Below are 14,162 nucleotides of genomic sequence, written 5' to 3'. Positions count from 1 at the left end.
TTTGATAATGTGTCAGAAGGCGATTGATGGAATCTCAATGGATTTTTAATTTATTGTTAGTGCTACAGTTTATATTGCTTTTAGCATTAGCGTTTTGGGCATTTCGTCTATCAAGAAAATTGAAAAAGTTTGAACGCTCAGTTCATGAAGCAGAGCAAGCTCAAAAAAAACAGGTTCAAGTCTTGGCTTCAGGCTCGATTGGCATGGGGCGTCGTCTTGTTGCGATCGAGAAGCGATTGAATATTGCCGTTGAACGACAGTCTGAGCTGATCTCTAAAGATGGGAGTAGTGTTTCCTATAATCGAGCAATGGAGTTGCTTGAGATGGGTGCGACCGTCGATGACTTGGTGTCAAAGTGTGGTCTGATTCGTGCCGAGGCAGAATTAATCAGCTTGCTGAAAAAAGAGTCCCGTCGAAACCCTAATTCCAGTCAGCCTTATTAAGGTTGTGTCAGGTCATTATTGCCTTTTAGCGAATGTGAAAAGGCAATAATCTCAGCAACCGCCAAATACAAGGTTTCTGGAATTTCATCTCCGAGTTCTAAGGTAGAGAGTACTTCAACCAATTCTGGGCTCTTGTGTAATAAAACATCGTTTTCTTCGGCAACACGCATGATTTGTTCGGCCAAATACCCAGTACCTTTGGCCGTTACTTTTGGCGCGCTCTGAAAGTCGTATTTCAAGGCAACAGCCTTTTGTGTTGAAGGTTTGGTCATTTAAGTTCTCACATCAATTAAGCGCTGAGGCTTGTCTTCTTTATACTGGTTTGGTTTATCCTGTAATGTTGCGCGGAAGCAGTCGAGGGTTTCGATTTCGACATGTTTATTTCTAAGGTTAGTGCGCAATTCGTCAAGCCGCTCACGAATGATTTTTTCAGTACTTGGGTCTTCTACTGCGAAAATAACACCTACTTTTTTATCTTGCACACTGGCTCTTGCCTCGAAGCGCCCTGTTTCTTCAAAATCAAACTTTAATTGCACAAGCCAGCGTCTTTTGTGTGGCTCAATATTGTTGTCTTTATCTGATTTATCTTGATCGATTTTTAAATTCACAATAGAGGTAGTGCGCCCGTCTTTAATTGGTATTTCAACACTTAATGGAAGTACTGAGCCATCTTGTTGGGCGTTCTCAATTAGATGGCGGACCTGACTTGTCGTGATTCTCTCAATAGCTCCTGTTACCAGTTGCATGGCTTGTTGTGAACTGGTTGTTGTTCCGACTGAGGGAGCAGCTTGCTTGGAGGCCTCTACCGACGCACCTTCTAAGCGAGATAAATTTAACTTGAAGTCCGTTGTGAGATTCGTGCTTTTCGCTAGGTTGCTCTCACTAAATAGACCAGAGCTTAGAATAGCTTGCTTAACGCCTTCACTTGTCTGCGTCAGTGTTTGTAAATTCGGCAGCTGCTTTACGAGTTGATCAAGGGCTGTCGCCACTTTCTCAGGTAGCGCGGCACCGCTCTGGGAAAGTGTGTGCAGTTGTCGCACCATCGAAACCAACTCCTGTGCCGTAATTTGTTTCGGCATGCTTTGCCTCAAACCATCGCTAAGCGTAACAGGGGGAGCGTTTGTTTTCTCAGGAGGAAGAAATTGCATTTGCCCTTGCTTATCAACCACAACCGTCAGCTTTTCCCCCGGCGTTAAGGGGTGTTGAGTTGTTAACTTAAATTGTTCATTTCCATCAGAAACAATGGCACTAAAGTTTGCCGCTGCGGGTTGTGCCGTTGGCGCTGTGATAGCGTTATTAGTCGTATTTGACGGTGTGGCTGGTATGACTGATGCGTTGGGTAAATTGTTTGGTGTATTTGGTTTTGTAGCGGCGACGGAAGGCGTTGGCTGTACATTGCTTTGTTGAGTGTTACTAGCCCCATCTTGTCGAGATGGTGTCACAGTAGTGTTTGCGGTAGCGACTGGTTGACTAATTGAAGATGGAGCATTAATCGTTTTAGCCGAAGCCGTATTGTTATTGGAAGTTCCCTGTTGTGGCAGAGTGATGGCGTCACTACTAATCACCGTTAGTGTAATCGGACGACTTGCTATAGCCACTTGTGCAATGGTTTGAGCTTGCTGTACTGATGTATTTTGACTCACAGCTCCTTGGCTGGCTGAAGAAGCGTTGTTGGTTGTTGCTTGAGTGCTACTGGAACTTATCAGTGTTGTGTTACTCGAATGAACGTTAGCAGAGGAGGTCTGTGCAGTTTGGGCTGAGCTTTGATTCAAGCTTAGTGTCGCTTGTTGACCAGTGTTATAGCCGACACGGTTATTGCTAACTGTTTGTGCTGACGTTGAAGTAGATGATTGCGGTGTTGGTACGGTGAGAGTGGCTTGGTTGGCTGATACCGACAATGTGCCTTTGTCACCCGCTTGAAACGCAGGGCTTGGTTGGTTGTTAACAAGGGTGAACTGTTGTTGGCTGTTTGGACTAGAAACCCCAATAAGTTGCTGTGTACCATTTGGCGTTTGTGCATTACGTACGGATGTGATCTGAATGGAGTTTAAACCATTAATCAACTTTAATTCGCTACTCAGTTTTGCCAAGTTGCCAAGGCTTGCCGTCGAGGAAGATTGTTCCGTTGAGGCTTTTCCTTGACCAGAAACAAGCGAATTTATGTCCGTGATCATGCTTTCACCACCCTTTCTTTCTGAAAAGCTAGAAATATATTTTATAATAGGCGCCAATTTAGAGCCTTGCTCTAACTCTTTTAACGGCCAATGCGAGTATTTCTTTTGCAGAAATCAGTGAATTTGCAAGTGACTAATCTCTGGATCGAGCGTGGTGAGCGAGACCTATGTCGTGATTTGTCTTTTTCAGTCCGAAGCGGCGAGTTAGTGCGTATTGCTGGAGAGAATGGCGCTGGCAAAAGTTCTTTGATTAAAGCGATTCTTGGTTGGGTTAGGCTCGAAGAGGGGGAGTTAGAGTTTAATGGTGAAGATGTAACTTTGCATAGAGATGTATTGTTACAGAACCAGCTTTACCTAGGTCATACTCCGGGCATTAAGTCAGTGTTTACAGCATTAGAGAATTTAAAGCTGTACTGCCCTGAGGCGAGTGAGGTGGCATTAGAGCAAGCACTTGCTCATGTTCAGTTGCAGGCGTTTGCAGATACGCCCGCCGCGCAGCTCTCTGCTGGGCAGAAACGACGGATTGCCTTAGCCAGACTTTGGCTAACCGATAAAGCGTTGTGGTTTCTCGATGAACCTTTTACCGCCTTAGATGTGAAAGGGGTGGAAGCATTAGAGCTGTGTATGGGAACACATTTAAAAAATGGTGGTGCAATTGTCATTACCACTCATCAGCCATTGTTGCATCTATCACCGAAGACGGTTGAGTTAACACTATGAATTACCGATCGTTTTTTAAAGCCGAGTGGCTGTCATTATTACGACGGAAGCAGGATACGCTAAATGCCTTACTGTTTTTTGTCATGGTGATTATTTTGTTTCCTTTGGGCGTTGATCCAAGCTCCGAGTTTTTAGCGCCAGCCGCTGGCGGCATTATTTGGTGCGCAACGGCATTATCTGTGTTGATGGCAGTAGAAGGTATGTACAAAGAGGACTTTAACGATGGCTCACTAGAGCAATGGTTAACCAGTGGTCTTTCTATTACCTATTTAGTGTTCTTAAAAGTGTTAGTGCAATGGTTAATGGTCATTGTGCCTTTATTGATTGTTTTACCCTTGCTGGCGCAAATGCTGTTCTTGCCTTTCAGCGCGTTGTGGGTGGTGATGGCGTCAATACTATTAGGTACGCCAGCGTTATTTTTTATTGGTTCTATTGGCGCAGCCTTAACCGTTTCTTTACGCCGCGGTGCTGTGTTGATGTTGTTGCTGATATTGCCGCTTTATATTCCGGTCATTATTTTTGCAACAGGAGCGGTGCGTGCTGCTCAATTAGATATGAATTACAGCGGTCAATTAGCCATTCTTGCGGCCATATCACTGGTTGCGTTGGCACTGTCACCCATAATGGCAGCGATTTCAATTAGAGCGAGTGTTAATTAATGAATTGGACATGGTTTCATAAGCTTGGCTCACCTAAATGGTTTTACCAATGGGCATCGAACTGGGGAGGGCGCTGTGTATACCTTGGGCTTGCCCTTATGGCCATAGGTATCATTTGGGGGCTAATGTTTGCTCCGGCTGATTACCAGCAAGGCAACAGTTTTAGAATTATTTACATTCATGTCCCGGTCGCAGTTTTGGCGCAAAGTTGCTACCTGGGAATGGGTATAGCGGGATTTGTGGCATTGGTGTGGCAAATGAAGCTGGCTCCAGTGTTCATTAAGGCTGTCGCACCCGTTGGGGCAGTGATGGCGTTTATCGCTTTATTATCTGGTGCTATTTGGGGCAAACCTACGTGGGGGACTTGGTGGGTGTGGGACGCGCGCTTGACCTCTGTTCTGGTTTTGTTCTTGTTGTATATGGGCGTCATCGCCATTCAGAACGCATTAGATGACCCAGCTTTTGCAGATAAAGCGGTTGCCGTAGTGAGCTTAGTGGGGGTCATCAACCTCCCGATCATCAAGTATTCAGTAGAGTGGTGGAATACATTGCATCAGCCAGCCACCTTTAAGTTGACGGAAAAACCTTCTATGCCAATGGAAATGTGGCTACCACTCTTGTTCTCGGCATTAGGCCTCTATTTTTTTGCTGCGGGCGTGGCTATGTGGCGCATGCAAAACGAAGTGTTGCTTCGAGAGCGAAAAGCGAACTGGGTGAAGAAAGAGGTGTTGAATCATGGCGTTTGAGTCTTGGTCTGACTTTTGGGAAATGGGCAAGCATGGACTTTATGTCTGGTCTACGTATGGCATCAGTATGCTTTTGTTAGTCGGGTTGCTGGTGACAACTCGCCTCCATAGGAAGCAGCTACGTAAGCAATTAAAGAAACGAATTCAAAGGGAGCAGAGCCGTTAAATGCATCCAGTTCGAAAAAAGCGCGTGATTACTATATCTGTCATCTTAGTTGTATTGTCTGCTGCAATTGGCTTAGTCATGTACGCTTTGTCTCAGAATATCAATTTATTTTATTCCCCTTCGCAGATTGCAGCAGGGGAAGCACCTCTCAATGTCACGATCCGAGCTGGCGGTATGGTGGTCGACGGCAGTGTGAAGCGCGATAGCTCAAGCTTAGACGTTGCCTTTATGGTGACGGATTACAAGCACAGTGTGCTGATTGAATACACGGGCATTCTGCCTGACTTATTCCGTGAAGGGCAGGGAATCGTTGCGCAAGGTAAATTAGATGAGCGTGGCGTTTTAATTGCAAGTGAAGTCTTGGCAAAACACGATGAGGAATACATGCCTCCCGAAGTGACCGATGCCCTAGAAAAAGCCAAAGCAGAGTAAGGATTCATTATGATCATGCTTCCTGAAATTGGGCATTACTTTTTGATTCTTGCCATGATGTTTGCGTTGGGCTTAGCTGTTTTACCAATGTCGGGCTACGCTATGCGCAATGCGATTTTACTTGCGAGCGCCAAGCCTCTGACATATGTGATGACCGCTCTGACCTGTGCCAGCTTTGTGATCTTGGCGATCGCCTTTGCCCAAGATGATTTTTCAGTTTTATACGTCAGCCAGCACTCAAACAGTCTATTACCAGTTTGGTACAAAATTAGCGCAGTATGGGGGGGGCACGAAGGCTCTCTATTACTTTGGATAACCATTCTGACTTTGTGGGCGTCGTGGCTAGCCGTAAAAAGTGACTCCCTGCCAAATAGCACAGGGCCTGTGGTGCTGAGTGTCCTGGGGGTTGTAGCAACAGGGTTCTTGGCCTTTATTTTGTTTACCTCCTCACCTTTCATCCGATTGTTGCCTGATCAGCCAATGGATGGTGTCGATCTAAATCCTTTACTGCAAGATATCGGTCTGATTATCCATCCACCGATGCTTTACATGGGCTACGTTGGTTTTTCTGTTGCGTTTGCGTTTGCAATTGCCGCGCTGATTACAGGCAATTTGAATGCTTCTTGGGCTCGTTGGGCACGTCCTTGGACGAATGTATCATGGGCTTTCTTAACCCTCGGGATTGCTCTGGGCAGTTGGTGGGCGTATTACGAGCTTGGTTGGGGAGGTTGGTGGTTCTGGGATCCAGTAGAAAACGCTTCGTTGATGCCATGGCTGGCTGGCACCGCATTGATCCACTCTTTAGCGGTGACTGAAAAGCGCGGCGTGTTCAAAAGCTGGACCGTGCTTTTGGCTATTTTCACCTTTAGTCTATCGCTGCTGGGTACATTCCTTGTTCGTTCTGGTGTTCTAACATCGGTGCATGCGTTTGCCTCAGATCCAACTCGCGGTGTTTTTATCCTTGCTCTGTTGGTGGTCATTATCGGGAGTAGTTTACTCCTGTACGCCTTAAGAGCCTCTCAGGTGAAGTCAAAAGTGAGCTTTGGCGTGACTGGCCGTGAATCATGGCTTTTGATCAATAACATATTGCTCACTATTTTAACGCTAACGGTTCTATTAGGAACGCTATACCCACTTATCTTCGATGCTTTTAATCTTGGGAAAATTTCTGTCGGCGCACCTTATTTCAATGCCGTGTTTAGTCCGATTGCGTTGTTGTTGATTGTGTTTATGGGGATTGCACCACTATCGAAATGGCATAACACAAAGGGTGCTTTGTTATGGCGTATGGCTTGGCTGCCTGCATTATTAGCGATTGCTTTATCCGCTTTGGTGTTTACGTTCCATGAGTTTGATGCCTTTTTGTGGCTCAGCTTTGCCATTGCATTGTGGCTAGTTTTGATGTGTGTAAGAGATTGGTTAGACAAAGTGATCACTGCTCGCCAATCATTATGGCAACGGGCATGTAAATTGCCGCGACACTATTATGGTATGCAGCTTGCCCATATTGGTGTGGCTGTCAGTCTTATTGGTGTCATCTTTGTTAGCATGAATAGCACTGAAACGATTGTCCGTATGGTGCCTGGTGATCGGGTGACCGTCGCTGACTACGATTTTGAATTTTTAGGGACTCGCCATGTCGAAGGTCCCAACTATACGGCTGATACGGGAGTGATCAACGTCTTTAAGGATGGAAAAAACATAGCACAAATGCTGCCGCAGAAACGCTTATACCAAGCTCGTCAGCAGATGATGACAGAAGCAGCACTGAACCCAGGCTTTACTCGTGATCTCTATATTTCTCTCGGTGAGCGATTAGAAGACGGTGCTTGGGGAGTTCGAATTTACGTCAAATCCTTTGTTCGCTGGATTTGGCTAGGTGGTCTACTGATGATGGCCGGCGGCTTGTTAGCCGCTTGGGACAAACGTTACCGCCGCAAGACAGGAGATTAACGTGAAGAAACTACTTTTTTTTATTCCATTTATTGCCTTTGTCGCCTTAGGTGTCGTGTTTTATCAACAGTTGGGAAAAGACACGCAGTACATGCCTTCTGCTTTGATTGGTAAGCCAATGCCGGAATTTAAGCTGATCAATATGGACACGGACGCTGTTGTGGATAATACAGCAATGCCAAGTGAACCTTATTTATTGAATTTCTGGGCAACATGGTGTCCTTCATGCAGTGCTGAGCACGCTTATCTAGGGGAACTTGCCCAGCAAGGAGTCAATATTGTTGGGGTGGATTACAAAGACGAGACTCCTGCGGCCAAGAAATGGTTGGCTGAAAAAGGAAACCCATACTCCTTAGTATTGCTGGATGAAATGGGGCATTTTGGTGTGGATATGGGGATCACTGGTGCTCCTGAAACATTTGTCGTCAGTGCAGAAGGCACTGTTTTATATCGACACCAAGGTGTTGTTGATCCTGAAGTTTGGCAGACCTTAAAAGAGTATATGCAATGACACGATGTTTTTGGCTGGGACTCATAACCTTGATAGGGCTGTGTGTCAGCACATCCTATGCGACGGAAGTATTGGAATTTAAATCCACAGAAGATCAGCAGCGGTTTCGTCTGTTAACCGAAGAGCTTCGTTGTCCTAAGTGTCAAAACCAAAACTTGGAAGACTCTAATGCTGGTATTGCTATTGACCTGAGAAATCAGATTTACACCATGATCAATGAGGGTCAAACCAGCGAAGAGATCGTTGAGTACATGGTGGCCCGGTACGGTGAATTTGTTCTCTATCGCCCAGTACATGATCAAAGTACTGCGATTTTATGGTATGGCCCATTTGCGTTGCTGTTGATAGGAGCGGTTATTTTTGTGTTAGTGATGGTGAAAAACCAACGTCGAATTAATAAGGATTCTTAATTATGACGCCTGCTTGGATCATAATGATCGCAGTCACTGTACTGTGCTTGCTCTATGTTTTTCGTACAATTTTGCGTCAGCGTCAAGATGATCCAAAAGACGATGCAGGGCAGAGTTTCTTAAAAATTCGTCAACAAGAGGTCGACGAAGAGCTAGCTTCTGGACGCTTGACCGCCCATGAAGCAGCTCAGCTTCAGCAAGATGTAATAAGTGAGGCGGAATACATCCAAGAACATGGCGCGCTAGCTTTGAATAGAAAAGTGCGTTGGGCGCGTGTACTGCTGGCTGCCATGGTTGCGATTATTATCGTGGGTGCTTTTACCCTGTACGAGCGTTTGGGATTTGCTCCTGATGTACGCTTTACTCAAAAAATGCTGAATCAAAGTGCTAACGATGAGGATATCTCTACATTTCTAAACTATCGAGTAGCGCGTTATGACCGAGCTGAGGATTGGTATTATCTAGCCAGTGAGCAAGTGTTGGCTCAAGATTATCCCGCCGCGATAGCTTCTTACCGAATGGTACTGCAAAAGTTGGATGAGGCTTCAGCCGATCGTATTAATGTTCAGGTGGAACTGGCTCAGGCTATGTTCTATGCCAATCATAATACGGTCTCTCAACCGATGCGAGAAGTGGTGGCGGAGGTGTTAGTCAGCGCTCCTAATAATGTGAAAGCCTTGGGTTTACAGGGCATTATTGATTTCGATGGAGGGCATTATCGTGATGCTATCCTGACTTGGCAAAAAGCGATACGGCTTGGCACGGATCGACAGGAACGTTTCGACTTATTGTCAGGAATAGCGGCAGCCCGTAAACAAGGTGGAATTACTGAGGAGCAGGTTCCTGTTCTGATCACTCATCGGTTACAGTTGAAATTAGATGTTGTCCAAGGTGTAGTAAGCCCTGAAGATGTCTATCTGGTTTACGCTAGAGCTCAAGATCAAGCGATGCCTGTTGCTATTCAACGCATCTCAGCCCAAGAGTTTGATGCACCGCTAGTGTTAACCAATATTGATAATTTAATGCCAGGTAAAACGCTTGCGGATGTTTCTAGCGTGGATATCGTTGTTAAGCGTGCTTCTAAGTCAGTTCAAGACTTAAGCCAAGGTGAAATAGTTGGTCAATTGCTGTCCGTTCCTAGCCGTAGCGATAAGATTTTTAAGGTCAAAGTGTCCTTATAATTGAAACCAATCTCGCTTCGACTGATAATACGGGTAATTTATTGATCTAAAGCGGACTTTTTATAATGGATTTTAGCTTGCGTGAGTGGCTAATTTTAATTGGTATTATCATTATTATTGGCATATTAATTGATGGCTATCGCCGTTATCGAAAATCTCAATCAGTGGCGATACCTGATGATGAAAATTATGATGACCCTGAACAGCGCCGTCGAGAAGCATTGCTCAAAAGAGAGTTGCCAAATGGTGGTGCTAGACCAGTTGAGTCAGTAGATCCAGTTAAGAATGCCTTTGAAAATGCTAGAAAAACTGCGCGTGCGCCACTAACAGATTTACCTCATAAAGTTGATTCGGGTCCAGAGTTAGACCGTAATGATCAGTTTGAGTTAGATGAATTAGTGTCTCTTGTACCTGAGCGTTTTGATAGCCCTGAAGAAGCTTCATCTATCAAGGCAGATAAAGATTACGATGATGTGCTTTACAGCGGTTACGATGAGCTAGACGTTGGCTACGATGCTCAAGGAAATTCTTCTGAGCAAGAATTAGAAGAAGTTGATTTAGAGCGTAGTTATTCAAGTGTCGACTTAGACCAGGCCTCTCAGATGTCCCCTGTTTCAGATGAACCTATTGCTGAAGATGAAGAGGCAGAAATTGAAGAGGTGATAGTTATCAATGTGTTTTCACCCCAAGATCACTCATTTGCTGGCATGGAGTTACTGCAGTTAGTGCTTAACTGTGGTATGCGCTACGGTGAGATGGATATCTTCCATCGTCATGAAGAAGGTTTTGATAAAGGAAAAATACAATTCTCCATGGCGAATGCGATCGAACCAGGCACTTTTGATCTGGATACTATGGGTGAAACAGATTGTCCTGGAGTCAGCTTCTTCATGGGTTTACCGGGACCTAAGAACAGCATGAAGGCGTTTGATTTCATGTTGGAAACAGCCCAAGCGTTGGTTCGTAACTTAGGTGGCGAGCTTCGTGATGAACGCCGAGCTCCGATGACTGAGCAAACCATTGCTCATTGTCGTCAGCGTATCAAAGATTTCGAGCGTAGGCAGCTCACTAAAAAAGCACGTCAATCCTAACCTATCTGCTAGACAAGGCTCCTTTCGGAGCCTTGATTCTTTTATCTGTATTTGTTCGAGAGCACTATGAGCGACAAGCAAGCCTTCTCCTTGGAAGACATTCAAGCGTTAACCAAAACACTAAACGACTACAGTTACGCCTACCATGTTCAAGATGCACCCATGGTGCCTGATGCTGAGTACGATCGTTGTTATCAGGAATTGCAAAAAATGGAAGCGCTTCATCCTGAATGGGTACAACAGGATTCGCCAACCCAACGTGTCGGTGAAAAGCCTGACAATGGCTTTGCCTCCGTGGAGCACACTGTACCAATGTTGTCACTTGATAATGCCTTTGATGACGACAGTATGGTGGACTTCGATGAGCGAGTGCGTAAGTTGGCTAACGCTGCTCAGATCACTTACTGTTGCGAACCTAAATTGGACGGTCTAGCGATTAGTATTCGATACGAAGATGGACAACTGGTCAGAGGTGTGACGCGAGGCGATGGTTTGACCGGAGAAGACATTACTTCAAACATAAAAACCATTTACTCTGTGCCGCTTAAGCTGCGTACCGATAATCCCCCGCCAGTACTTGAAGTGCGTGGCGAAATCTACATGCCCAAAGCAGGTTTTGAAAAGCTTAACCAGAATGCCGCGGAAAAAGGCGAGAAGACCTTTGTAAACCCACGTAATGCGGCGGCAGGCAGCTTGCGTCAGCTAGACCCTAAAGTTACCGCTTCTCGACCATTGGTGTTATGTGCCTACAGTATTGGTTATGCGGAAGGTTGGCAGCAACCTGAAAGCCATTATGAAGGTTTGTTGCAACTGGCCGAATGGGGCTTTAAGACTAACAGTCTGATGGCTCGAGTGGAGGGCGTGCAAGGTTGCCTTGATTACTACACTAAGTTGGCCTCGCAGAGAGACGAGCTAAGTTACGATATTGATGGCATTGTGTATAAAGTCGACAGTATTGCACAGCAGAAACAGCTTGGTTTCGTGGCGCGAGCGCCTCGCTGGGCCATTGCTCGTAAATTTCCAGCACAAGAAGAAGTAACGCAAATCTTGGGAGTAGATTTTCAAGTTGGTCGAACGGGGGCTATAACACCGGTCGCACGTTTGCAGCCTACCTTCGTAGGCGGTGTTACCGTCTCTAATGCAACGCTCCATAATCAGGATGAAATCGAGCGTCTAGGAGTCAAAATTAATGACTGGGTCGTGATTCGTCGTGCCGGAGATGTTATCCCACAGGTAGTACAAGTCCTTGAAGAGCGTCGTCCAGACGATGCTCAGGAAGTATCCTTCCCAACCCAATGTCCTGTTTGTGACTCTGATGTTGAGCGTGTTGAGGGGGAAGCTGTGCAGCGCTGTACGGGAGGCTTGGTCTGTGGTGCTCAATTAAAAGAACGTCTGAAGCACTTCGTGTCGCGTAAAGCGATGGATATCGATGGTCTTGGGGATAAGTTGATTGAACAATTGGTGGATGCCAAGCTGGTCACGACGCCAGTCGATATCTACCTATTGAAAGACAAACCAGCGCGTTTGCTTGCGATGGAACGAATGGGCGACAAGTCTGTTGAGAAATTGCTGAATGCCATTGAGCAGTCTAAGCAAACCTTGTTTAACCGTTTCGTATACGCGCTGGGTATTCGTGAAGTCGGGGAAGCGACGGCACGTACTTTGACACAATACTTCGGTGAATTAGACAAATTGATGGTCGCTACGGAAGCGGATTTGATTGAAGTGGAGGATGTTGGGCCGATTGTAGCCCAGCATATTCGTATGTTCTTCGATCAAGAAGATAACGTTGCCACCGTCAAAGGTTTACTGGCACAGGGTATTACTTGGCAAGTGGCGCAAAAAGCCGATGCCGATGCAGACGAGCAACCGCTTGCAGGAAAAACCTATGTTGTAACCGGCACTCTCAGCCGATATTCACGGGATGAGGTGAAAGATACACTGATCAAACTGGGTGCTAAAGTGAGCGGCTCTGTTTCAGGGAAAACGGATTGCCTTGTCGCCGGTGAGAAAGCTGGATCTAAGCTGGCAAAAGCACGGTCTCTTGATGTGCCTGTTATGGATGAAGAAGCGCTGCATCAAATGTTGCTAGATTTGGGAGCAGTTTAAGTTGGACACTCTTATTCCTTTTGAGTCGTTAGCACCAGAAACCCTAGACAATGTGTTAAGTGACATTGTTTCACGGGATGGTACTGATTATGGCGATTACGATCTGTCCCTTGATCAGAAACGAGAGCAGGCGCTACGAGCCTTAAAGTCTGGCGATGCCGTGCTATTGTTTGATACGGAAAGTGAAACCATACAGTTGGTGTCTAAAAGTGCGCTGCAGCAACGTTACGATTAAGAGTCATGTTAGACAGCTAATAAAAATGGGCTTCTAGGAAGCCCATTTCTGTTTTAATAACCAGCGTAGTAAGTAATCACTCTCGAATGCAGCTTCGGATAGTGTGATCCATTTCTCGTGATGGCTCCATTTCTTTGTTGCGACCAACCACTTTGGCTGGCACACCAGCGACAGTGGTATGCGGCGCGACAGGCTCTAGTACAACACTGTTTGCGCCGACTTTAGCTCCTTCGCCAACTTCAATATTGCCAAGAATTTTGGCCCCAGCACCGATTAGCACACCTGAGCGAATTTTTGGATGGCGATCGCCGGTTTCTTTACCGGTACCCCCTAAGGTCACGGATTGAAGGATAGAAACATTGTCTTCAATCACGCAGGTCTCACCGACAACGAGCCCTGACGCATGGTCCAGCATCACGCCGCAGCCAATCTTTGCCGCTGGATGAATATCGACACCAAAGGTCATCGACATTTGGCCCTGCAAATAAAGGGCTAAACTTTCACGTCCTTCTTTCCACAACCAGTTCGCCACACGGTAGGTTTGTAAGGCATGGAATCCTTTGAAGAATAGTAACGGTGTTGTCAGGCAATCGCAGGCTGCGTCACGCTCTTTGATGGATAAAATGTCCTGCGCCATGCATTCGACAATCTTTGATTTAGGATCCGCCATAGCTTCTTGAAAGACTTCTCGTAGTACCATAGCTGGAATGGAAATGCTGTCCAGTTTACTGGCTAATAGGAAGCTTAGGGCAGAGCTTAGTGAGTCATGTCGAAGAATGGTTGTGTTGAAATAACTTGCCAAAATGGGTTCATCTTGTGCTAGTTTTTCAGCTTCAGCTTGCAACGATGGCCACAAGTTGTCAAAGGTCACGTCAGATTGGATTGTGTTACTCAAAATCAATTTACCTACATGTTTTCGTGGCTAGAGTGTGGTTATGGGGGTAGCATCTACCAATACAAGGTTGAATGTAAACAGAATGCTCGCTTTATGGAGACACTATGAGTCAAAAAACCGTATCTGATGCGTTACATATATTTTACGAACTTAATAGCGCTTTGTCTGATGCATATTGGGAAACAAATGACATTAACAACAAAGATTTATTTTTCTCAATGAAGTCGATGTTACAGGATGAATTAGATGAATTGCATAAACTTAGCATGCAAGATCATATATATCCTTACGAGCCGATAAATCTGGGAGTCGCTCAATTAAGTGATAAGCTCCGAGCTATGCACCCGCAGATGGCCAGTATTGTATATCGACCTAAAACATTCAAACGGCTTGATGATTTGATTCCGAGCGCTTGCGACTTATTTGAAATCTAAGTT

Annotated in this window: 17 protein-coding genes; 14 read left to right on the top strand and 3 right to left on the bottom strand. The window is 45.6% G+C overall.

Annotation, left to right across the window (positions count from 1 at the left end):
- Window positions 1-26 precede the first annotated feature (26 nt).
- Window positions 27-443: a DUF2802 domain-containing protein gene (locus ACXAC1_RS02840; RefSeq protein ID WP_475058523.1), complete on the top strand. Its 417-nt coding sequence runs from the start codon at window positions 27-29 to the stop codon at window positions 441-443.
- On the opposite strand, the gene ACXAC1_RS02835 is transcribed toward ACXAC1_RS02840, so the two are convergent.
- Both ACXAC1_RS02835 and ACXAC1_RS02830 read right to left on the bottom strand, forming a co-directional pair.
- Window positions 440-715 carry an EscU/YscU/HrcU family type III secretion system export apparatus switch protein gene (locus ACXAC1_RS02835; protein WP_475058521.1) on the bottom strand — a complete coding sequence of 92 codons (276 nt, stop codon included), beginning with the start codon at window positions 713-715 and terminating at the stop codon, window positions 440-442. The two genes, ACXAC1_RS02840 and ACXAC1_RS02835, sit on opposite strands and share 4 nt — an antisense overlap.
- Window positions 716-2,617, bottom strand: a complete 1,902-nt coding sequence (locus ACXAC1_RS02830; protein ID WP_475058518.1) for a flagellar hook-length control protein FliK — start codon at window positions 2,615-2,617, stop codon at window positions 716-718.
- A 117-nt stretch (window positions 2,618-2,734) separates the two neighbouring features.
- On the opposite strand from ACXAC1_RS02830, the gene ccmA reads away from it, so the two are divergent.
- The 12 genes from ccmA (at window position 2,735) to ACXAC1_RS02770 (ending at window position 12,830) form a co-directional block, all read left to right on the top strand.
- Window positions 2,735-3,337: a cytochrome c biogenesis heme-transporting ATPase CcmA gene (gene ccmA, locus ACXAC1_RS02825; protein ID WP_475058515.1), complete on the top strand. Its 603-nt coding sequence runs from the start codon at window positions 2,735-2,737 to the stop codon at window positions 3,335-3,337.
- Entirely contained in the window at window positions 3,334-3,996 is a 663-nt protein-coding gene (gene ccmB / locus ACXAC1_RS02820; RefSeq protein ID WP_475058512.1) for a heme exporter protein CcmB, read from the top strand. Before ccmA ends, ccmB begins: the two co-directional genes overlap by 4 nt.
- Complete coding sequence (locus tag ACXAC1_RS02815) at window positions 3,996-4,742, top strand: heme ABC transporter permease (protein ID WP_475058509.1); 747 nt, start codon at window positions 3,996-3,998, stop codon at window positions 4,740-4,742. Before ccmB ends, ACXAC1_RS02815 begins: the two co-directional genes overlap by 1 nt.
- Window positions 4,732-4,908, top strand: coding sequence for a heme exporter protein CcmD (gene ccmD, locus ACXAC1_RS02810; protein ID WP_133562642.1), 177 nt, complete (start codon window positions 4,732-4,734; stop codon window positions 4,906-4,908). Before ACXAC1_RS02815 ends, ccmD begins: the two co-directional genes overlap by 11 nt.
- Window positions 4,909-5,340: a cytochrome c maturation protein CcmE gene (ccmE, locus tag ACXAC1_RS02805; protein WP_475058507.1), complete on the top strand. Its 432-nt coding sequence runs from the start codon at window positions 4,909-4,911 to the stop codon at window positions 5,338-5,340.
- Between the two features lie 15 nt (window positions 5,341-5,355).
- Window positions 5,356-7,293, top strand: coding sequence for a heme lyase CcmF/NrfE family subunit (locus ACXAC1_RS02800; protein WP_475063772.1), 1,938 nt, complete (start codon window positions 5,356-5,358; stop codon window positions 7,291-7,293).
- Window position 7,294: 1 nt separating this feature from the next.
- Window positions 7,295-7,804 (top strand): DsbE family thiol:disulfide interchange protein, encoded by a 510-nt coding sequence (locus tag ACXAC1_RS02795; RefSeq protein ID WP_475058504.1) that lies wholly within the window; start codon window positions 7,295-7,297, stop codon window positions 7,802-7,804.
- On the top strand, window positions 7,801-8,214 hold the full coding sequence (locus ACXAC1_RS02790; RefSeq protein WP_475058502.1) for a cytochrome c-type biogenesis protein: 414 nt from the start codon (window positions 7,801-7,803) through the stop codon (window positions 8,212-8,214). The genes ACXAC1_RS02795 and ACXAC1_RS02790 overlap by 4 nt, the downstream gene beginning before the upstream one ends.
- Before the next feature lie 2 nt (window positions 8,215-8,216).
- Window positions 8,217-9,395, top strand: a complete 1,179-nt coding sequence (gene ccmI, locus ACXAC1_RS02785; RefSeq protein WP_475058499.1) for a c-type cytochrome biogenesis protein CcmI — start codon at window positions 8,217-8,219, stop codon at window positions 9,393-9,395.
- Between the two features lie 77 nt (window positions 9,396-9,472).
- Window positions 9,473-10,486: a cell division protein ZipA gene (gene zipA / locus ACXAC1_RS02780; RefSeq protein ID WP_475058496.1), complete on the top strand. Its 1,014-nt coding sequence runs from the start codon at window positions 9,473-9,475 to the stop codon at window positions 10,484-10,486.
- A gap of 66 nt (window positions 10,487-10,552) precedes the next feature.
- Window positions 10,553-12,595: an NAD-dependent DNA ligase LigA gene (gene ligA, locus ACXAC1_RS02775; protein ID WP_475058494.1), complete on the top strand. Its 2,043-nt coding sequence runs from the start codon at window positions 10,553-10,555 to the stop codon at window positions 12,593-12,595.
- A gap of 1 nt (window position 12,596) precedes the next feature.
- Entirely contained in the window at window positions 12,597-12,830 is a 234-nt protein-coding gene (locus ACXAC1_RS02770; RefSeq protein WP_133562656.1) for a YheU family protein, read from the top strand.
- A gap of 76 nt (window positions 12,831-12,906) precedes the next feature.
- On the opposite strand, the gene cysE is transcribed toward ACXAC1_RS02770, so the two are convergent.
- Window positions 12,907-13,725, bottom strand: coding sequence for a serine O-acetyltransferase (gene cysE, locus ACXAC1_RS02765; RefSeq protein WP_410174236.1), 819 nt, complete (start codon window positions 13,723-13,725; stop codon window positions 12,907-12,909).
- Window positions 13,726-13,829: 104 nt separating this feature from the next.
- On the opposite strand from cysE, the gene ACXAC1_RS02760 reads away from it, so the two are divergent.
- Complete coding sequence (locus tag ACXAC1_RS02760; protein ID WP_475058492.1) at window positions 13,830-14,159, top strand: hypothetical protein; 330 nt, start codon at window positions 13,830-13,832, stop codon at window positions 14,157-14,159.
- The last annotated feature ends 3 nt before the right edge of the window (window positions 14,160-14,162 follow it).

Source organism: Marinomonas sp. AWM4_232 (genome assembly GCF_056158325.1).
The sequence above is the reverse complement of the archived record's forward strand: the minus strand, read 5'-3'. Positions and strand labels throughout refer to the sequence as shown.